This is a genomic window from Paenibacillus sp. FSL M7-1455 (assembly GCF_038004655.1).
Lineage (GTDB): Bacteria > Bacillota > Bacilli > Paenibacillales > Paenibacillaceae > Paenibacillus_AQ > Paenibacillus_AQ cookii.
In genome coordinates this window covers 2,423,326-2,442,776 of record NZ_JBBORO010000001.1, presented here as the reverse complement: position 1 = coordinate 2,442,776, position 19,451 = coordinate 2,423,326, and the positions used below count along the sequence as shown (strand labels likewise).

17 protein-coding genes are annotated in these 19,451 nt (G+C 53.6%); 3 read left to right on the top strand and 14 right to left on the bottom strand.

Annotated elements, in window-relative coordinates:
• Positions 1–184: 184 nt before the first annotated feature.
• From NYE48_RS11270 to NYE48_RS11260, 3 genes are all read right to left on the bottom strand, one after another.
• Positions 185–490, bottom strand: a complete 306-nt coding sequence (locus NYE48_RS11270; RefSeq protein WP_212947758.1) for a DUF3889 domain-containing protein — start codon at positions 488–490, stop codon at positions 185–187.
• A 162-nt stretch (positions 491–652) separates the two neighbouring features.
• A complete protein-coding gene (locus tag NYE48_RS11265; RefSeq protein ID WP_036711568.1) occupies positions 653–835 on the bottom strand; it encodes a hypothetical protein in 183 nt (60 codons plus the stop codon).
• A 161-nt stretch (positions 836–996) separates the two neighbouring features.
• Positions 997–1,458 (bottom strand): MarR family winged helix-turn-helix transcriptional regulator, encoded by a 462-nt coding sequence (locus NYE48_RS11260; RefSeq protein ID WP_212947760.1) that lies wholly within the window; start codon positions 1,456–1,458, stop codon positions 997–999.
• Positions 1,459–1,620: 162 nt separating this feature from the next.
• Between NYE48_RS11260 and NYE48_RS11255 the strand changes: the two genes are divergently transcribed.
• Positions 1,621–2,109, top strand: coding sequence for a glutathione peroxidase (locus NYE48_RS11255; protein ID WP_036711561.1), 489 nt, complete (start codon positions 1,621–1,623; stop codon positions 2,107–2,109).
• A gap of 298 nt (positions 2,110–2,407) precedes the next feature.
• Entirely contained in the window at positions 2,408–4,333 is a 1,926-nt protein-coding gene (locus NYE48_RS11250; protein ID WP_340998604.1) for a PAS domain S-box protein, read from the top strand.
• 130 nt (positions 4,334–4,463) lie between these two features.
• Here the strand turns inward: NYE48_RS11250 and NYE48_RS11245 are convergent, their stop codons facing one another.
• From NYE48_RS11245 to NYE48_RS11230, 4 genes are all read right to left on the bottom strand, one after another.
• Complete coding sequence (locus tag NYE48_RS11245) at positions 4,464–5,258, bottom strand: alpha/beta hydrolase (protein WP_340998603.1); 795 nt, start codon at positions 5,256–5,258, stop codon at positions 4,464–4,466.
• Positions 5,259–5,387: 129 nt separating this feature from the next.
• The gene (locus NYE48_RS11240; protein ID WP_212947764.1) at positions 5,388–6,371 is read right to left on the bottom strand and encodes an endo-1,4-beta-xylanase; all 984 of its coding nucleotides are present in this window, start codon (positions 6,369–6,371) and stop codon (positions 5,388–5,390) included.
• 261 nt (positions 6,372–6,632) lie between these two features.
• Positions 6,633–8,168, bottom strand: a complete 1,536-nt coding sequence (locus NYE48_RS11235; RefSeq protein WP_340998600.1) for a glycoside hydrolase family 43 protein — start codon at positions 8,166–8,168, stop codon at positions 6,633–6,635.
• A 17-nt stretch (positions 8,169–8,185) separates the two neighbouring features.
• Entirely contained in the window at positions 8,186–10,006 is a 1,821-nt protein-coding gene (locus NYE48_RS11230; RefSeq protein ID WP_340998599.1) for a family 43 glycosylhydrolase, read from the bottom strand.
• A 182-nt stretch (positions 10,007–10,188) separates the two neighbouring features.
• Between NYE48_RS11230 and NYE48_RS11225 the strand changes: the two genes are divergently transcribed.
• Positions 10,189–10,965 carry a helix-turn-helix domain-containing protein gene (locus NYE48_RS11225; RefSeq protein ID WP_036711550.1) on the top strand — a complete coding sequence of 259 codons (777 nt, stop codon included), beginning with the start codon at positions 10,189–10,191 and terminating at the stop codon, positions 10,963–10,965.
• A 92-nt stretch (positions 10,966–11,057) separates the two neighbouring features.
• On the opposite strand, the gene NYE48_RS11220 is transcribed toward NYE48_RS11225, so the two are convergent.
• Genes NYE48_RS11220 through NYE48_RS11190 form a run of 7 tightly spaced genes read right to left on the bottom strand, consistent with a single transcriptional unit; the run spans position 11,058 to position 19,430 of the window.
• Complete coding sequence (locus NYE48_RS11220; protein WP_212947768.1) at positions 11,058–12,005, bottom strand: carbohydrate ABC transporter permease; 948 nt, start codon at positions 12,003–12,005, stop codon at positions 11,058–11,060.
• A gap of 17 nt (positions 12,006–12,022) precedes the next feature.
• The gene (locus NYE48_RS11215; protein ID WP_036711547.1) at positions 12,023–12,931 is read right to left on the bottom strand and encodes a carbohydrate ABC transporter permease; all 909 of its coding nucleotides are present in this window, start codon (positions 12,929–12,931) and stop codon (positions 12,023–12,025) included.
• A complete protein-coding gene (locus NYE48_RS11210; RefSeq protein WP_212947769.1) occupies positions 12,928–15,480 on the bottom strand; it encodes a DUF5696 domain-containing protein in 2,553 nt (850 codons plus the stop codon). The genes NYE48_RS11215 and NYE48_RS11210 overlap by 4 nt, the downstream gene beginning before the upstream one ends.
• Positions 15,481–15,497: 17 nt before the next feature.
• Complete coding sequence (locus NYE48_RS11205) at positions 15,498–16,088, bottom strand: Yip1 family protein (protein WP_373316200.1); 591 nt, start codon at positions 16,086–16,088, stop codon at positions 15,498–15,500.
• Positions 16,089–16,113: 25 nt separating this feature from the next.
• Positions 16,114–17,577: a hypothetical protein gene (locus tag NYE48_RS11200; RefSeq protein WP_340998597.1), complete on the bottom strand. Its 1,464-nt coding sequence runs from the start codon at positions 17,575–17,577 to the stop codon at positions 16,114–16,116.
• A 16-nt stretch (positions 17,578–17,593) separates the two neighbouring features.
• Positions 17,594–18,457, bottom strand: a complete 864-nt coding sequence (locus tag NYE48_RS11195) for a carbohydrate ABC transporter permease (protein WP_036711630.1) — start codon at positions 18,455–18,457, stop codon at positions 17,594–17,596.
• A 13-nt stretch (positions 18,458–18,470) separates the two neighbouring features.
• A complete protein-coding gene (locus tag NYE48_RS11190) occupies positions 18,471–19,430 on the bottom strand; it encodes a carbohydrate ABC transporter permease (protein ID WP_036711537.1) in 960 nt (319 codons plus the stop codon).
• Between the last annotated feature and the right edge of the window lie 21 nt (positions 19,431–19,451).

Sequence of the window (19,451 nt, the reverse complement as noted above, 5' to 3'; positions counted from 1 at the left end):
GAGATTCGCCGCCATTCGAAAACATGGCTATGAACGAACTTTCGGCAATCGCTCAAGTCAAGGTTACGACGATCATGGCCAAGCGTCAATGCGGGGGAGCTCATTTAAAAAAGCTGCCGTTTCCGCGGCAGCCTTTGGTCATGGCAATCCAGTTTTGTTCATTGGATATGCAGGACTTGCCCGCTCACCGTTCGGATTCGGAAAACCGAATCGAATGGATGGCGTCGGTGGACGGATCGAAACGGATAAACACGTACACTCCGAACTCGCGGCCTTCCTTGTTTCTGACCCAAAGTTTGAATCGCTCCTCCGATTCGTTTGGCGTCCGTTCAATCCTCCCCAAATGCCGATAGTCGATGATGTCTGCCCGGTACCTTTTTTGTGCTTCCTTTACCGCTATTGCGCCCCATTTTTCGTATTCAGGGTTTGCTTGGACTGGGGCAGCCAACATAACGAACACCGTCATCAGGGAAATCAACCATGTTTTCATTCAAAGACCACCTGCCTGAAACGTTTTACTTCCGGCTTTTCGCTTATCGCGCATTCATTCAAGGCTTTTTCCATGATCGGAGATGGAGCGGGGCACGAAAAAAACAAACACCCGCTTTCAAGCTCGGGTTAAAAACGCCTGAAAACGGGTACTTGTGCATATTTAATGGTTGATGTCGCATTTATTCATAATAAACGCAATTTGGTTTTCAAGCCGATTGATTTGCTCCTGAGTCTCTTGGTCTTCCCTGCCCAGACCGCGGAGCGAAGCGAGTTCCTGCTTGAGTTGATGCAGGTCATCCCCTGCACGGGAACAGTCGTAGCTGCTTTCAAGGTTGTCCAGCATGCCTCATTCCTCCATTTTTTCTTGGGTGTACTTCCCTATTATGGAGGATTCGGACGAGTTTATTCAGTCGAAAGGCATGGCGGGTCACCCCGCCTATACTGCCACTTAAGCATGATTTTTCGAAGTAGGGAGATCGTGCGGTATCCGGCGGGCTAACCCTTTCATCGTTCCGCTTCCCTTCCCCCGGTAACTTCGCCTATCTTCCGCAGGAAGGATTGAATATGTTCATGCATCGCTTGAATGTCTTCGATCCGAACATTCGTACCGGCGTACAGCTTGGTCGGAACTTCCGCGGCTTGTTCACGCAAGTCCTGTCCTTTGGCGGTCAATTCGATGATCACGCTGCGCTCGTCCGCCTTATCGCGGGTTCGCGTAATCAGCCCCATCGCTTCCAGCTTCTTCAAAAGCGGCGTCAGCGTTCCGGAATCCAAAAACAGCTTTGCCCCGAGCTCTTTGACGGTCACCCCGTCCTGTTCCCACAAGGAAAGCAGCGTAATGTATTGCGTATACGTCAGTCCAAGCGGCGACAGCAGCGGGCGGTACAGCTTCATCATCTCGCGGGAGCATGTATAAAAAGCAAAGCAAAGCTGATGTTCCAGTTTCATATATTCGTTAGGCTGCATCTATCTCACCTGCCATTAAATTGTATGCAATTTATTATTCGAAATATTATAGCATTCGGAACTTGGACACGTCAAAGATCGAAAAACAGCTTGAATTCGTCATTTAAATTGTATACAATCTAATTGCACAAAATTATAACGGACTCAGGAGGAGAGGGTATCATGTCAATCTACGATATCGAGGTTAAAACGATTAAAGGAGAAGTACAGACGTTGGAACCGTACCGCGGCCAAGTGCTGCTCATCGTCAATACGGCGACCAAATGCGGGTTCGCTCCGCAGTTCAAAGGGCTGCAGAAGCTGCACGATGCTTACAAGGAGCGGGGGTTTGCCGTTCTCGGTTTTCCTTGCGGCCAATTCGCCAACCAGGAGCCGGGAACGGACGCGGAGGTCGCCCAGGCTTGCGAGCTGAATTTCGGGGTGTCCTTCCCGCTGTTCGCCAAAATCGACGTCAACGGCCATAACGCCCATCCGCTGTTCCGGCACCTGACCTCGGAAGCCCCGGGCCTCCTTGGCTCCAAAGCGATCAAATGGAACTTTACGAAGTTTCTGGTCGACGGCAGCGGAAAGGTCGTGAAACGGTTTGGACCGACGGAAGAGCCGGAAAAAATCGAACCGCATATTCTCCAGCTGCTGGGGACCAGAGCATAGTTATATAGGAAGATGACTGAAGAAATCCTGATTGGCTGCCGGCCTTTCGGGGTTTCTTTTTTCTTCGTCCCCCGAATCGATGGAGCATGTCTATAATTTTTGTCGCAATCCTGTATAATCGGAAATGGAGAGGTTCAAATTTTATGTTTTTGTTTATATCTACTTTATAAGCGGAATTATGATCTTTGGGCCATAAACGTTAGCTCTATGCTCTCCTAAGGGCAAATCAAACACCAAATCGCTATCCCTTAGGCGGAAACCCTAAGCGGAGTTACATATCGGGGGATGGAGGCGCAAAATGGAAAAATTACCGATGGAGGAGTACTCCTATTTGCAGCATGTATACCACAATGCTCCTTTTGGCATAGCCATGTTTACGCTCCGGGGGGTGCTCGTCAAAGCAAATCCGGCACTCACCCGTATCCTGGGGTATTCCTTGGAGGAACTACACAAACAACGTTTTGACAAGCTGATTTACCCTGACGACCTGGAGCGGAACATCCGCCAAATCAGGACGCTGTTCGAGAACTATCCCGCGCAGAACGAAATCGACGTCGAAGGCAGGTATGTGCAGAAGAACGGGCAGATTGTCTGGGCATCCGTACATATATCCATCATGCCTGATACGGAGGGGACTCCTCTCTATTACATCGTGACGCTGAATGATATATCCAAAAATAAAGCCGCCGAGCAAAAACTGCAGGAAACGGTCGAACGGTATACCTCCTTAAAAAGATATAACCACGATGCGATCATTTCACTCGACCTAAACGGCAACATTTTGAACGCCAACACCCGGGCGGAGCAAATGACGGGCTGCCCTGTCAGCGAAATGGCCGGCAAAAGCATCGCCCGTTTCATCGGGGAGTATAACCTGCGGCGGGTTTTGCGGGAGGCGCTGAACAATCCTACCGTCGAGCAGGAGATCAAGACGATCCGGCATAAGGACGGCCATTTGGTCGAAGTCATTACGACGATCGCTCCGATCATCATCAACAACAAAAACGTAGGCTTCTATATCATCGCCAAGGATTTCACCGAGCAAAGACAGCTGATCATTGCCAAAGAACTTGCCGAAAACACGAACAAAGCCAAAAGCGAATTTTTGGCGATGATGAGCCATGAAATCCGCACGCCGATGAACGGGGTCATCGGAATGACGGATCTGTTGGAGACGACGACGGAGCTGGATGACGAACAAAAGGAATATATCGAGATTATCCGCAAAAGCGGCGAAACCTTGCTGTCGATCATCAACGACATACTCGATTTCTCCAAAATCGAAGCCGGGATGACGGAGCTTCAAGAGGATGCCCTAGACGTGAAGCAGTGCATTCAAGAAACTTTGGATGTGTTGTCCGCCAAAGCCAGCGCGAAGCAGCTGGAAATGACCTTCGCCGTGGACGACGACATCCCGGACCTGCTGTATGGCGACTCCAAACGGCTGAAGCAGGTGTTGATGAATCTGGTCGGCAACGCCGTCAAGTTTACCCTGCATGGAGGGATTTCGGTCAGCGCGAGAAAGCTCTACCAGGAAGGAGACCTGATCGACCTGGAGTTCAAAGTTTCCGACACGGGGATCGGCATACCGGACAACAAGCTGGAAGCGATCTTCGAGCCGTTTTCCCAGGTAGACAACTTCATGACCCGCAACTACGAAGGCACGGGCCTGGGACTGGCCATCAGCAAAAAGCTGGTCAACGTGATGGGCGGCAACATATGGGTTAAAAAAAAAGAAGGCCCCGGCACGACGTTCGTATTTACGGTGCTGCTGAAGAAATATCATCAGCCCCCCAAACCAAACGCATGCGACGATCAGCTGGAATCGCTGCCGGACCCGCTTCAGATCCTGATTGCCGAAGATAATGAAATCAACCAAATCGTATTGAGGAAAATTTTAGAGAAGCAGGGGCATGCGGTCACCGTCGTGACCAACGGGCATGACGTCCTGCGGGCCGTGGAACAGGCATCCTACGACATCGTGTTCATGGACGTGCAAATGCCGGGACTGAACGGACTGGAGGCCACCCGGAAGCTTAGGGCCACCGTGCCGAAGGATCAATGCCCGATGATCGTGGCGGTTACCGCCAACGCCCTGAAGGATGACCGGGAAATCTGCCTTGCGGCGGGAATGGACGACTATATCAGCAAGCCGATCAAAAGCAAACCGGTGCTTGCCGTGCTGGAGCACGTCCTCCGCGAGCGGAAAGTTTCGAACCGATAAATGTCCCGGTCTCGAAACTGGCGCGAGCGGACTATCAACTGAGCGTAAAGCCGGAAAGGCCGGTCATGGGTGAAAACCCATGGCCGGCCTTTTTTTGTCGGCTTCCTATATGGATGATGGTTTGATGGTTTCATTCGTCCCCGCTCGAAACGTCATGGAAAAGGAGCCGGCTAAAATAATACAGATCGTTTTTCCAAACCGGCCAATCGTGACCGCCGTCCTTGGTAATGTACCACGCGTGGGGAACTTCGTGCCGCGCCAAATAGTCGTGCGTCCGGGTGCTGATCGATAGGAGTTCGTCCCGGTCGCCGCATGAAAGCCATAACAGCTTGAGACTCGCCGACGTTTCCTTCGGGTTGGGAACGAGCAGTTCGGGTGCCTTCGTATTGGGGGCAGGAGAAAAAGCTCCAATCCATGCGAAACGGTCCAGATGATGCAGCCCGATATTCAAGGACTGACCCCCGCCCATCGATAACCCTGCAAGCGCCCGGTTCCCGCGGTCCGTGAACACCGGGTAATTCGATTCGATAAAAGGGATCAGATCGTGGAGCAAATCCGATTCGAACGTCTCGAATGCCCTAACCTTTTCGGCGCTGAAAACATCCCCCGTCGCCCGGTCGTCGGGCATGGCGCGGCCGTTGGGTAATACGACGATCATGGGCGCCAGCTTGCCGTCGGCATAAAGGTTGTCAAAAATGACCTCCGGATGCCCGTGGTTAAACCACTCCGCTTCATCCCCTCCTATGCCGTGCAGAAGATAAAGCACGTTATATCTCTTCGCATCGGAAAACCCTGGCGGGGTGTAAACCATCGTTTTACGGGAATTCCCGACCGTCGAGGAGAAATATTCCACCGTATTCATGTTCCCGCGCGTTACGTTTTCCCTAGGCCGGTCGAATCCGACCGGAGCCTTTTCTATCATCATCCCGATCAACCCTTTCCGAAAAGCGTTTTCATTGAAATGCCTTACAAAGGAGCATGAGATTCCGCACCTATTCGAACCCCGGGATCGAAAACCGTGAAAGCGACGTTGGTTTTGCCTTTAGGCGACTTTTCATATGGTTTCAAGCACCTTCCAATAAGACGGCTTGGGCTGATGCTTGATATCGAACAGGAAGGGCCAGTTTTTCCGGCCGCGCACAGGGAAATGGTCCAGCCAGGTATAATCGTCTGCAGCCCCCCAAAAAGTGACGGACGTGATATATTCGCTGTATTCCTGAAACAACCGGAAAAATTGCCCGTAACGTTCCGCTTGAAGGGCAAGCATCTCTTCGGTCGGAGCCGCGAGATCGGTCCGCCGGTCATCGAACGCAAACATGGAGACATCCAGCTCCGTAATGTGCAGCTTCAAGCCGAGGCTGGCATACCGTTCGATCGCTTGGCGGATATCGTCCACGGACGGATGATGCAGGCTCCAATGCGCTTGAAGCCCGATGCCGTGAATGGGGACTCCCTGCTCGAGCAACGATTTGACGAGCGCGTAAATTTTCTCCCTTTTCTCCGGTACGGCTTCGTTGTAATCGTTATAGAAGAGCAGCGCCCCCGGGTCCGCTTCATGGGCATACTCAAACGCTTTGGCGATGAAATCGTCGCCGATGATGTCCAGCCACTTTGAAGGCCGCAGCAGTTCGCTGCCGCTGTCGGACACCGCTTCGTTCACCACGTCCCAGGCATAGATATCTCCCCTGTAGCGGGACAAAACCGTGTCGATGTGAGATTTCATGCGGGCCAGCAGCGTCTCCCGGTCAACCGGGCTGCCGTCCTGATGTTCAAACACCCATTTCGGCGTCTGATTGTGCCAGACCAGCGTGTGGCCCCTGACCCCCATGCCATTGGCTTTGGCCAGAGACACCAGGCGATCCGCCGCTTCAAACGTATATTGATCTTGCGACGGATGCAGCCTTTCGAACTTCATTTCATTTTCGGCAGTCACGCTGTTGAAATGCTCGATCAGCAAATCCCGCTGCGTGTCCAATGTGACCGGATTTACGGCGGCCCCCACCAAGAAATGCTCTTTAAACGCTTCACGCAACCTCATATAAAACCAATCCCCCTCCTTAGCGGAAATTCCCAACTAGCAGCAAGCGACTTGCGGCACACACCTTCATCCCAAAGTCTAGCCGTCGCCTCGCCGCGAAACAACCTGCCGTCGACCGTGTCCTTACCCGGGAAAATATGATTCCCTGCGGCCGCAGACGGCGGCTTCCGAAAGAACATCATGTGCAAACAAGGACATTCCCGCGGGAACGTCCCTAACGATTTCTTGCACGATTCGAATAATATAAGCCACTAGGGCTCGTTAAGAGAGCACCTGGTATTGAAAATCGGAAAAGTCGGCCGTTCCCCCGATCTCGCGGGTTGAAAACAAAAACAGACCGATGCGGCAACCCATAAAATGGTCCAGCTTGTATATCATCTTGTGCGTAATCCCGAGCTGCTTCCAATCCGCCCCATCCCGGTAATAAAACATGCACTCGTCCGCGTTATTCACGAAATTGCCGGCCGCCTTGAGCGTGACGACGTCTCCGGAGACGGGAATTCGGGCGAATTCGGTGCCGGGCTTCTCGTCTACCAAATTGCCGAATATGGAACGATCCTGCGGCTCTCTCGCCAACATGACCAGATACGACCGGCCGGCTTCCTTGGTCAGGGCAATCAGGCCGTACGTACCGATCAGGAAACACAGTCCTGCGTAATCGCCATCCTTCAGTCCGCTGCCGTCCAGCGTGACCGTCGCTTCGCATGCCGGCCCCATGGCGCGCTGCGTCAACGTGTTGACCGCAAACGTCAAATTGGGGCTGAGCTTTCCGGATCGGATCCGGTAGACTCCCGGCTTGTCCGTTACGGACCATAATGCATCGTCTGGCGTATGATTCCACTGCCAAACATCCTTCAGGCGCACCTTGCCGCGCTCGTCCGGCGTGTAATGAAAGTCATCGCTTCCAACCAATGGCCGGTAGGAATAACCGGGTCTTGTGCTCGGCAATTCGATCATTTTAGGCGCTTCCTTGGGGAATACCGGAAAACCGTTCTCAAAACGCAGCGGAACGAGCACCGGAATCCGGCCGACGGCGCCATGATCCTGAAACAGCACGGCCACCCATTTCCCGTCCGGCGTATCCACGATGCCTCCCTGCGCAACGCCCGAATTAAAATACCCCATGTCGTCGTTAAAGACCTCTCCGCCCGTAAACTCCCCTTCCAGGGAATCCGCCGCAAAGCAGGCCTGCGTTCGGCGTCCCGCCGCCTTCGAAATATGGATAAAGAAGGCGTAATACCTGCCGTCGATCTTATAAAAGTGTGCTCCCTCATATCCGAGATGATACGGCTCGCTTTCTTTGACGATGATGCGGTTCAGCCCGCCGGGCTTGGGCCCGGATAGATCCTCCTTCAATTCGGTCAGGTGAATTTCGGCATTGCCGTAAATCAAATACGTCCGGCCGTCATCGTCAAACAAGAGGGAGCAGTCATGATAAAATCCTTCGATGTATTGTTTCGCCCATGGACCGGATACGGAATCTGCCGTGTACAGATAGGTTCGGCGGGTATCGTTCGCCACGAAGATCACATAAAATTTCCCCTTGTGGTAACGCAGAGTCGGCGCCCACATGCCTTGCCCGTAAATATGCTGGCCGTCTTCGAGCCGCTGTGCCGGCGTATTGTCCAATACGTCGTACACATAAGAAGCCACTTCCCAGTGAATGAGGTCGTACGAGCGCAGGATGACGCAGCCCGGCATCATGTGCATCGTCGTGCTGACCATATAGTACGTGTCCTCTACCCGGATCACGTCAAGATCCGGAAAATCGGCCCATATCATCGGATTTGGATACATGTTCTTTCTGCCCCTTCCTAGTCGCGTTTTACAATGACTTCGATCGACACCTCGGCCAAAGCCGGGTTCAAATCCCGCTCTTCCGTTAAATCAAGCACCGGATATCCGTCCATGCCGAAATGCACGCGGCGGATTCCGGAACCTCTGGGTTCCTCTACTCCCGGTCTGGCGTGGTAGACGTTCCAAGTGACGCCTTCATCATCGGTCACGTAGGAATTATGGCCGGGGCCGTATTCGCCGGGAACGCTTCTCGACGTCAGCAGCGGATAGTTGCCCTTCGTCCAGCTGCCGGGATTCAGCAGATCCGCATTCGCATCGGCGGTCAACAGGCCTACGCAATACGTCGCGTCGATCGCCGCGCTTGAAAAGGTTAAAAAGATCCTGCCGTCCCGGATCAGGGCAAACGGCCCCTCATCGACGAAGGTATGGTTATTGGCCCAGCCAAAGTCCGGCCTGGTCAGCAGCACCGGGTCGCTCGCCAGCCTCCACGGCTCTTTCGGATCCAATTTCGCGATATAAATCCAGGCTCCAAGATCGACGGGCACGAACTGCCGCTCCGACCAAGCCGCGTAACATTCCCCGTTCACCTGGATGACCGTCATGTCCAGGGAGATCACCTTGCCCGCCTCGCATAAATCGGTTCCGTCTCTCTTGACGACGCGCCGGGGCATCGACCAGTCTGCCGCGCAGGCAGGGTCCCCTCCCTCGCGGAGCTTCATCACGTGACACTCTTCATAGAAAAACTCGCCCGTCGTTGCCGCATGAAAAATGTACAGCTCGCCCCCGATGATATGGAGCTCGGGAGCCCACAACAGCCCTTTAATGTGATCATAGGTCTTAGTATCCAGAATTAAGGACTCGCTGGCCTGAATCAGACCCGATATCGTATCCGCTTCCCTGATAGATAAGGTTTGATTGCCGTCGGCGTCGTTGGTCGCGATGAAATAATACTTGCCGTTCCACTTCGCGATGCATGGGTCCGCCCGGTTCGCCGCGATCGGAAAGGCATAATGCTCCTGACGAACGGTTCCGTTCACCCGATAAGTCCCGGCCTGATCCCAGCGAACCGCCGCCGTGTCCCAGTCCACGGACTTGGGAGCCGTGGTGCCGTCGCTATATACCGCGGTCGCTTTGAGCGTCTTCAAATCCTCGGCCGAGTTAGCCGCGATCCGATCCGGAACTTTAATGGCGACATTCTCGGGAACCGTAAGCCGGCCTATGAGACGGTCCGCCGTTTCCCGCGGAACGCGGATCACGTTTCGGTGCTGCATGCCTTCGATGTCAGCCGATACGGCTTCCAGCGTAAACGCCTCCGCCGTTTCCGGGACACCTGCACAGGTAAGGTCAAAAAGATCCTGGACCCTGTTTCGGTAATGTCCCCCGTTTTCATTGCTCCAGCGGATGACGTAGGCTTGGCTCGATTCATCGTATTCGCAAGCGACATCGCTTACGTGAGCATCGCTTTGCAGATCGATCAGCCCGATTTCTTGGTACTGCAGCAAATCTTCGGAAGTAAAAAACAGCACTGCCCCTCGGCTCTCCTCATCCTGCTGGCCATCCGCCTCCGTCCGTACGGCAACGACGCCGAATGTTCCGTCGGCCATGCGGAAGAGATACGGATTTTTCAAGCTTTTGGCTCGGAGCGTTCCGTTCTCATTTTGGGTGGCCTTGGCGAACAAGACGCCTGAATTATGGTTCAAAGCCTGGAAAGGCTTGCCGTCCTCGCGATAGGCAAGATGCATGCTGAATGCCAGCCTGGGCGCATAAATCCGATCCTCCTGCGGGATGCGCGTGTAGCATAGCACCTCGATAAATTCGCTTTTCTTTTTTGGTATCATGGCATGGACCTCACCTTTAATTGATCATTTCAATACAACTACGAAAAGAGAGACTTTCTCCATTTCTTGTGATTCTATTGACTTTATATTGCGTTTACTATGAAATTATAAAATAGGATACCTCATCAAATGAATGATCTATGCTGACATAAACTTGATCTATTCTACGATTGGAGATTGCGATGACCACATCCATTTACTATGTCGGATATGATGCCGCCCATCCTGGGGACTTTATTTACGACATTCCGGAAGGGCATGACTTTTGGCTGCTGATCCTGACGCAAACGCCGGCCGAGTTCTGGGTCCAAGGAGAAATCAGGGAATACCCGGCCAACTGCGCCGTTCTCTTTCCCCCTCGCCAAAAGATCATGTACCGCGCCTGTTCAGGCCCCTTTGTGAATGACTGGGTGCGGTTCGAAACGGACGAAGCCTACGTTCTGGAGACGCCGTTTCCGCGGGGCATTCCGATTCCGGTTCCGGATCCCGGATACTGCCGCCAACTGTTCCAGCTTCTCGCCACCGAAAATTTTTTCAGCTGCGATTACCGGGAACTCTCCATCGACTACCTGTTTCGGCTCTTGTTCAACAAGCTGCTCGAAGCTTTTCAATCCAAGGAGCATTCGCCGCATTACCAGAAACTATTGGATTTGCGCAAAGCGATCCATAACCGTCCCGGCGGCGAATGGAGCGTCCCCTCCATGGCCGATGACGTTCACTTGAGCCCCGGGTACCTGCAAGCGCTGTATAAGGCGACCTTCGGGATTTCCTGCATGGAGGACGTGATCCAGTGCAGAATCCGTCTCGCCAAGGAAAGGCTGAGCCACGGGTCGCTCCGAATCGCCGATATCAGCGAGCTGTGCGGATACAAAAACGTCGAGCATTTCTCCAGACAATTTCGGCGCATCGTGGGCTGCACGCCCCGTGAATACCGGCAATCGGCTCATTTGCGGCCATGAGACGCTGCCGGCATGGCATGGCATAAAGAAGCGTCTTTCAGGTACCAAGCATTTACAGCTTGGTTCCGAAAGACGCCCTGAATGTATCAACGTTACCCGACGATGCCGGTCCGCTCGATGCTTTCCACAAAGTAACGCTGCACGAACAAATAAATAATGATCAGCGGCAGGATGGCCAGCAGGATGCCGGTATCCTGAACCATGCTCATATAGAAAGGATCCTTGTTGGTCGCGACCCCGCCCTCGAGCATGATGGAGAGGTTGTGCGGCAGCGATGCCAGCTGGGTGGACATCACTTTGCCCGACGTTAAATACGTGGTCGTAAAGAAGCTGTCATTCCACTGCCATACGAACGAAAACAACAGCACGGTAACGATGGCCGGAACGGCATTCGGCAGCATGATGCGCAGAAAGGTTTTGCCTACGCCCGCCCCATCGATGTAAGCCGCTTCCTCCACTTCTTTCGGAATGCCCCGGAAGAACTGCCTGAAAATAAAAATGTAGAGCCCCGCCTTCAGCGAGTTTGCGGTGACCGAGGTCAAAATGAACGGCCAGTACGAATCCAACAGGTTCACGGACTTCCCGGTCAGCAGCGGAATCAGTCCCATGAGGCTGAAATCCTTCAAATTCATGTAGATCGGGATCAAAATGGTCGTCGGCGGCACCAGAATGGTCAAAATGACGCCTCCAAAAAGCAAGTTGCTGCCTTTGAATTTAAGCCGCGCAAAGGCGTAACCTGCAAACGCGCAGGACACGGCCGTCAGGATCGTCGTCATGGCCGATAAGGTAAACGTATTGAACAGCGTATGCCAGTAGTCCATGATCGAGATGGCTTTTTTGAAATTGTCCAGCGAATAATGCTCCGGGATAAAGATGACGATCGGCGAATACAGGTCGCTTTTGTCCTTGATGGCCGTCGAAATCTTTTGAAGAATGGGGTACAGAATGACAAACGACAGTCCTGCCATCAGGACCAGCCGCACGACGGTCCACAGCCAGCGCTTCCAGCTTTCGAGCGACAACAAACGGGCGATGATCAACGCTGCTCACGCTCCTTCTATTCTTGATAGAAAATTCTTTTGGAAATGAAAAACGTAATGATGGACAAAATGACCATGATCGCCAGGAAATAGATCCAGGCCATCGCCGAGCTGAGGCCGAAGTTGAAATTCGTGAACCCCGTTTCCCGGATCAGCGTCGTCATTTCGCTCCGGGAAAACGAGTCGATGATCGTATAAATCACGTTGACCAGGATGAGCGGGCTGACCATGGGCAGCGTGATTTTCCAGAACGCTTCGTAACCGGTCGCTCCTTCGATCTTGGATGCCTCGTAAAGCTGGGGGGATACCGATTGGATCCCCGCCAGGAAGATCAAAATTTGCACGCCCGACTGGCTGACGATCTGGTAGATGCGATCCACGGCGCTGGTCAGGTACGCGACGACGTTTTCGCTGACGCCGGAATTGAGCATGATCCGCGTCAGCTCGCTGGTCCCCAGGCCGCTCACTGCGCCGCCGGCGTTCTGCTCGTTGATGGCTTGAACCAGGCTGGTCGTCTCCAAATTCGCGATCACCCCGGAAGCCAAAATGACCGGAAGGAAAAAGATCGATCTGGCAATGGCTCTGCCGACAAACTTCTGGTTCAGCAACACAGCCAAAAACAAGCTGAAAATCACGATGAGCGGCACGTTGATGACCATGTTGACGATCGAGGTCGTCAGCGTCCGGTTAAAGCTCGTATTGACCGTAAGGGCTTCCACGTAATTGGAAATGCCGATGAAGCTGATTTTCATGCCGTTTGCATTGGCTTCGATGGAGCTGAAGCTGTACCTTAACGAAGAGACCAGCGGGATCAGGAAAAAAAGGAGAAATCCCAGCAGCCACGGCAGCACGTAGATAAAGCCCCAGAGTGCCTTCTGTTCGGCGTACGTCCGCCGCTTCATGCCGAATTTCAGTATGGACTTCATGATTGCACACCACCCGTCAAATAGCTCTCGGCTTTCACCGTTCGGCCGTCCACCGTCACATCCGTGCGGTTATAGTTGACAATGACGTACGTGCCGTTTCCGTACACGGTTTTGAATACGCCTTCGCCAAGCTTCTCATGGCCCGTAATCGGTTCATTCCGGACCTTCTTCAGCACGTCGTTTACCTCGCGGTACATTGCGGCGGCCTGATCGATCCACTGCTTGTAATGGACGGCATACAGGTCGTTGTACTCCGTATCCTTCACTTTGTCGTTCGGTTCATGGATCCATTCGAAATATACGCCCGCTCCGTATTCGAGGCATTTCAGGATATACTGCCGCTCATCCGTATAGGTCGACAGGTTAAACGGACTGCCCGTGTAGTCGACGTACCCGCGAATGACCATTTGGTAGAACGGGATCTCCTCGTCCTCGATCTTGAAATGGCTGCCTGACATCGGCGCGTTCGTAATATCCGACAAAAATGGAAGCGCATAAACGTTGCCGCCGTCCGCCATGACCTTCGGATTCGCCTGCGAGAAGCTGCCCAGCGCCTGAATCGATATGCTCTCGGATTCGGTTCGATCCAGCTGAGCGTGCTTCCGGTAATCGCTGTTGAGCCGGTCGGCGAGATCCCGCAGCGAAATGCCGCCCGGCTGGTACTCTTTCAAGCCCTTCAGCACCGACTCGGCATAGGATAAGGTCAGCCGCGGGGAAACAACGTATGACGGCGGCTTATCCCGGTCCCTCCGGTTGAGCGCCTGATCCAGCGGATAAAGAGCGGCAGGAACGCCTCTCAACGTTCTGGCGGCATTCGCGTTCTCGTTGAATCCCTTCCCCGTATTTGCGGTCAGGACCGCAACGTCAGGATAGAAAGAAACCCCTTGTTCCCGGGTGAAGGAGATGAAGTTTCGCAAACCTTTGCTGCCGCCGACAGCCTTGTCGACCGAAACATGATCCGGAACCTCATGATCCATCCCGCCGTTGAACCAGCCGGAAAATTTCAGCTTAATATTGGATATGCCCCGGTTTTTCATCTGGTTGATGATGTCCTGCGACTGTTCGAACGTCGTGAGCGGTTCAATCGTCCGGTAAGGGATGCCGGCGACATGCTTCTGTTTGGCAATGCCGCCGACCAATTGCAGGTAAAACGGCATATTTTCCGCTTCCGCAGCCGGCTTCGGCTTGGGCAATCCGCCGCGATCTTCGAGATACTGCCGATAGTACCGCGCCAATCCTTGATAGGACGCCTCTTCTTTGTTCAAAAAAGCGTACCGGACCGTAAAATCCGATTTCGTCGGACGTTCCTGGAACCTGGGCAGCGTGCGTTCCTGACCGTTTGCCTGCAGCGACACATCGCCCTTGTTGACGACATTGAAACTTGGATACACATAGTTATAGCTGTTCAGCTTTCCGCTGATATCGGCATGGATCGTCGCAGCCGAGGCGCCTTCCTCGATGATGCCGAGCATCGCGCCGCTTTCGCGAATGATCCCGAACACCGGCAGACGAACCGCTTGCTCGTTCTTGGCATCCTCGATCGTCTTCATCGTCAGATCTTCCCCGTACACCGGTTGCTGGTAAGCGGGATACTGCTTCTTCCCGTTGTTGAAATGGATGAGCGCGCCGGAGCCGTCCGGCACGAAGATCGCCCCCTGCTCCTTGGAACTGCCGGCTCCAAAAAAGCTGAGGAAGGAAATGTTCCCGATCGGATAGGCGCTCGGGTATTGAATGCCGGATGCCGGAATTTTGGCGATTAGGCTGCCGCCGTCCAGGGCGTATTCGATCGATGCCAGGAAAATCCGCGGTTCCGGCTTCTCCTGCGTGAATTGCAGCTCCTCCATGTCTTTCATCAGGTCCTCTTCGGTATATCCTGCATCTTCGAATGCCTTAAAGGCACGATCGAGCTGCAGCCCGTTTAAGGCGCTGTCGTTGCGGACATACACTTTTTTGTCCGGATCCTCTTTGTAGGCGATTTTCAGCGCCCGCTGGCCCGTTTTGTCCAGCTTGCCCAGCATCGCCTCGATTCGTTCGCTGCTGAGCATCATCGGCAAATCGGCCGCCGATTTCACGGCCGTTCCGAACTGGTACGTGACCCTTACCCCGCTTGGGATCGGCTCGAATTTGATCTGCTTATGCGAGACGCTGTCGGTGAACGTGTTGATGGAATTCACCTGCCCGAAATTGTTGTAATAATCGATTTTCAGCTGGGACGAAAGGATGCCTTTATTCACCCCGGACGCAAGGGCATCCTTATCGCGTTCCGGCGGGTTGCTATACCACATCTCGCCGGATTGTTTATTCATAACGGCGATGACGCCCGTTTGCTCATCCACGAACAACCGCAGCCGTTCATTTTCGGCCACGCCTTTCATTCCTGCTGCCCGGGCATCGGTGAAGGCGGCCTTCACGGGCTGGCCCTTGGTGAATTCAATGGCAGCCGGCGCATCGCCTGCACCGGAATGGACCGCGTTCGAACCGCTGCAGCCGGCCAGCGCGACCCCCGCGAGCAGTACCGGGAGCCACAAGGCGTTTCTGGCTTTACGCATGGTTTCTCCTCCTTTCTTTAGTTTCTCAGCATGATTTCCTGGTAGATGACATGAACGAACGAAATCATCTGCTGAATCAGTCCGAAAAACAGCAGGCAGATAAAAGCCATGAATCCCATCGCCACGACCGTCAGCAGGATCGTCCCGACGGTCTTCGACGGCGAATATTGATGCACCGTCATGTTGCCGACGAACAAGAGATACGCCGACCAGAGGACGGCCGCGCTGTTGCAGAAGTAATAAAACGCGGTTTCCTGCAGCGATATGACATTGCTGAGCCAAATCCACGGAAAGTTGATGATCATCATCGGAACGAGGGCAAAACACGTCGACGTAAAGATTTCAACGAACTTCCCTTCGCCGTCCATGAGCGTCGTCAGCGACCAGTTGGCTACGCACCAGAACAAGACCGGGACAACGACGTACACCACTTCCATCAGGCTGTTTATATCGTCCGGGTTGGACAGGCGGACCAGAAATCCGCTGTACTGGTTGCCCAATACATTCGTGATGATCATCAAAAACAAAATGATAAAAGCGGTGATCAAGGTATGCCGCTTGTTCCGTTCATATTTCAGATCCCAATACGCGTTAAAAGGATGAACCATAAGATAAAGGGGGTATTTCACGAGCTCACGATTCAATCGTAACACCTCCTTGTCTCCTCATCCGCTTACGGAGCTTTTTGAAGAGCAGGAGAACTGCGGCGAGCACGATCAACCCCGTCATGACGGCCGGGAAATATTCTCGCAGCACCTGCTTGCGGTAAAGCAAGTAAGCCTTGGAATAATTGGCTTGGTCGTAGCTTTCCTTGAAATAATGCATCGCCCCTTTGTAGTCCCCTTTCCGAAGGAGGGCCTTGCCCACGCCGGAATAGGCAAATTCCAGGTTCGCATTCATGTTGATCGCCTGTTGATAGAGATCAAACGCTTTTTCCTCGTCGCCTCTGTAGTAGCTCCGGACCGCTTCGTTCAACAGCCGGCCGTACGCCGTCGTCCGAAACACCGTAATCTCGCCGAATGCCTTATCGAGGACAAGAAAATCGTCTCCGACCCGTTCAATCGCCGCAGGGGTGTTGAATTGGCCCAACTGGTTGCCCAAGCCGCCGAAGATATACATCAGATGGCCATCCCCGCTGTAAGTGAAGATTCTGCCCCGCTTGGAATCGAGGACCGAATACATTTCGCTGTCGGCGACATCGATATCGATGAGCCGCGAAGGACCGACATCGGTTGAATACCGGGTATCTCCCACCAGGCTGAGATATCCCGTCCGCCGGAGAATATCGTTGCCCTGAGCGTTCAATTTCTTGATCGGGTTGTTCGAGTAGTCTCCGCTCGTTGCGTAAATGAAGCCTTCATCATCGATGTCCAGATTGGTGAATTCGGTAGGCGTGAACATGACCATCTGGCTCCGCTGCGCCTGCGTGGACATCCTTTTCCAAAACAGTTCCACCGGATCGACCGTCACCCGGTTGGCGCCGATGAACGAGGTGAACGCTCCGTCGGAATTGAACTCCATAAAGCCGTCGAATACGCCGGTCGACATGACGTAGATCCGCTGCGCCTTGTCCACGACCACCCGAACCGGCTGGAAATCGAAATTGGCCTGCAGCAGGTCGGACTTCGGCGCTTCGAGCACTCCCAAGAGCCTTAGGTCGGCATCCAGGTGAACCACCCGTTTATTGCCCGTATCGGCGACAAACAGCTCTTTCCGTTCGGTCACGAAGATCCCTTGCGGGTTGTTGAACGTATCCTTCTTTCCCCCGTGGTCAAAGGAACTCACCACCTTTACCGGCTTGAATTGCTCATCAAGGACGACGATGCGGTTGTTGCCGGAATCGAGCACATAGATCCGCTTGTCAGCCGTGACATGGATGTCGCTCGGGTTTTTGAAGGGACCGACGCCAAGCTGGGCGCCGCTGAGCAAAGACGCGGCCTCATACGCGGCAGGCGCTGCCACGGTGTCGTTCCAGAAGGAATAGTTGTAAGAGGCGCTGCCTTCGGCATGAACCGCGTTTACGCCGGTACTCGTCCCCAGCAGGCAGCAGAGGGCAGCCAGGAGGAACCATTTCACTGTCGTTTTGCTCTTTTGCATCGTGCTAAGTCTCCCCCTATTCTTTCATTCCGGAGGTCGCCATCGTCTGAAGGACGTTGCTCTGCGAAATGATAAAGAGTGTAATCGGCACGATCATCAGGATCAGCGCGACGGCGGCCCCCACGCCGGCACGGGCGATCCCCCCCGCGGTAATTTGGCCCAAGGCGTAGTGAAGCGTTTTGAGGTTCTCGCTGTAAATGAAATTGCCCCCGTCCGAGCCCCACAGCATCGGAAACTGCAAAATCATCAGCGTCAGCCAAGCAGGTTTTACGTTGGGCATGACGATCGTCCAATAAATCCGGTATTCGTTCGCCCCGTCGATTTTGGCCGCTTCCAGCAGGGCGTCCGGAATTTGTTCCATGAACTGTTTCATTAGAAACAACCCGAGCGGGAAAGCGAGCGACGGGACGATAATCGATGCGTGCGTATTGATCCAGCCCAGCCACGACATCACCATATAGTTGGGAATCGCCGTCACGTGCCCGGAAAACATCAAGGCCATGACGACGATGGAGAACAGGACCCTGGACCCGGGAAAGCGGTATTTCGCCAGCGGGTAAGCCGCGGCGGACGACAGCAGGATATGGCCGACGGTCCCGACGATCGTAATGAAAAGCGTATTCACGATATACCGGGACAGCGGAACCCAGGAATTTCCCATTAACGCCACCAGATCGTAAAAGTTGTCCATCGTCGGATTGTTGACGAAGAAACGCGGCGGAAACAGGAACAGTTCGTTCAGCGGTTTAAAGGCGTTGTTTACGGCATAGATCAGCGGCAGCGCCATAAATGCGCCGAAGACGGCCAGGAACGCGAACAGCACAAAGCTGACGGCAAAAGAGCGGTTTAGCCTCCGCGGCATGCGAATGGCGCCCATCATTCTCGTCACCAAATCACTCCCCTACCTTTCTGAGCATTCGCTGCGTCAGCTTGTTGGCGCCAAGCATCATGGCGAACAGCACCGTTGCGATCGCGGACGCATACCCCATTTCAAAGCGAATCGTTCCGTAATCCATCAAATGGGTGACGATCGTATGCCCCGCATAGTTGACGCTTGGAAAACCCGCGAGCGCCACCGAAATATCGGCCACCGCAAACGAGCTCGTAATCTGCATGACCGCCCCGAACATCAGCTGCGGCCGCATGGAAGGCAGCGTAATGAACCACAGCTCCTGCCAGCGGTTGCGGATGCCGTCGATCGCCCCGGCTTCAATCAGGGACTTGTCGATCGTCTGCAATCCCGCGATAAAGGCCAGGAAGCTCGTGCCCAAACTGAGCCACAGCTGGACGATCATGATGATCGGCAAAATGTACTTCTCGTTCGTCAGCCATTGAATCGGTTCCAATATAAAGCCGAATTTAATTAAAAAGCCGTTCAAATAGCCGTATCTGTCGCCTGAAAAAATGATGAGCCAAATAAAGAAAACGTTGCCGGAAATCGACGGCGCGTAGAACACAAGCGTCATCAACGCGCGGACTTTCGGGGACAGCTCATTGATAATCCATGCAAACAGGAAGCAGGCCAGGTAGCTGATCGGTCCGCAAATGACCGCAAACAGCAGCGTATTTTTCAATGCGATCATAAAGACGTCGTCGTTCAAAAACAATCTGGAGTAGTTCTGCCACCCGACAAACCGGGGGAACTCCAACATGTTGAAATAAAAGAAGCTGAGGACGATCGAAAACACGACCGGGACGACCGTAAAGGCAAAAAAGATCAGCATATACGGACTCATCAAAATGTAATAATGCTTGTTTTTCTTCAGTTCTCTCCATAAGTTGGCCAGCCGCGACTGCTTTTTCGGCTGCACGAGGCTTGAAACGGCGGACGGACTGGTTGTTTCGGCTTGCATCCGATTTCCACCCCCTGACTG

What these genes read in the sequence shown, in the direction of transcription:
- NYE48_RS11270 (WP_212947758.1), bottom strand. Translation starts at nt 490, where the DNA reads ATGAAAACATGGTTGATTTCCCTGATGACGGTGTTCGTTATGTTGGCT.
- NYE48_RS11265 (WP_036711568.1), bottom strand. Translation starts at nt 835, where the DNA reads ATGCTGGACAACCTTGAAAGCAGCTACGACTGTTCCCGTGCAGGGGAT.
- NYE48_RS11260 (WP_212947760.1), bottom strand. Translation starts at nt 1,458, where the DNA reads ATGCAGCCTAACGAATATATGAAACTGGAACATCAGCTTTGCTTTGCT.
- NYE48_RS11255 (WP_036711561.1), top strand. Translation starts at nt 1,621, where the DNA reads ATGTCAATCTACGATATCGAGGTTAAAACGATTAAAGGAGAAGTACAG.
- NYE48_RS11250 (WP_340998604.1), top strand. Translation starts at nt 2,408, where the DNA reads ATGGAAAAATTACCGATGGAGGAGTACTCCTATTTGCAGCATGTATAC.
- NYE48_RS11245 (WP_340998603.1), bottom strand. Translation starts at nt 5,258, where the DNA reads ATGATGATAGAAAAGGCTCCGGTCGGATTCGACCGGCCTAGGGAAAAC.
- NYE48_RS11240 (WP_212947764.1), bottom strand. Translation starts at nt 6,371, where the DNA reads ATGAGGTTGCGTGAAGCGTTTAAAGAGCATTTCTTGGTGGGGGCCGCC.
- NYE48_RS11235 (WP_340998600.1), bottom strand. Translation starts at nt 8,168, where the DNA reads ATGTATCCAAATCCGATGATATGGGCCGATTTTCCGGATCTTGACGTG.
- NYE48_RS11230 (WP_340998599.1), bottom strand. Translation starts at nt 10,006, where the DNA reads ATGATACCAAAAAAGAAAAGCGAATTTATCGAGGTGCTATGCTACACG.
- NYE48_RS11225 (WP_036711550.1), top strand. Translation starts at nt 10,189, where the DNA reads ATGACCACATCCATTTACTATGTCGGATATGATGCCGCCCATCCTGGG.
- NYE48_RS11215 (WP_036711547.1), bottom strand. Translation starts at nt 12,931, where the DNA reads ATGAAGTCCATACTGAAATTCGGCATGAAGCGGCGGACGTACGCCGAA.
- NYE48_RS11210 (WP_212947769.1), bottom strand. Translation starts at nt 15,480, where the DNA reads ATGCGTAAAGCCAGAAACGCCTTGTGGCTCCCGGTACTGCTCGCGGGG.
- NYE48_RS11205 (WP_373316200.1), bottom strand. Translation starts at nt 16,088, where the DNA reads ATGGTTCATCCTTTTAACGCGTATTGGGATCTGAAATATGAACGGAAC.
- NYE48_RS11200 (WP_340998597.1), bottom strand. Translation starts at nt 17,577, where the DNA reads ATGCAAAAGAGCAAAACGACAGTGAAATGGTTCCTCCTGGCTGCCCTC.
- NYE48_RS11195 (WP_036711630.1), bottom strand. Translation starts at nt 18,457, where the DNA reads ATGATGGGCGCCATTCGCATGCCGCGGAGGCTAAACCGCTCTTTTGCC.
- NYE48_RS11190 (WP_036711537.1), bottom strand. Translation starts at nt 19,430, where the DNA reads ATGCAAGCCGAAACAACCAGTCCGTCCGCCGTTTCAAGCCTCGTGCAG.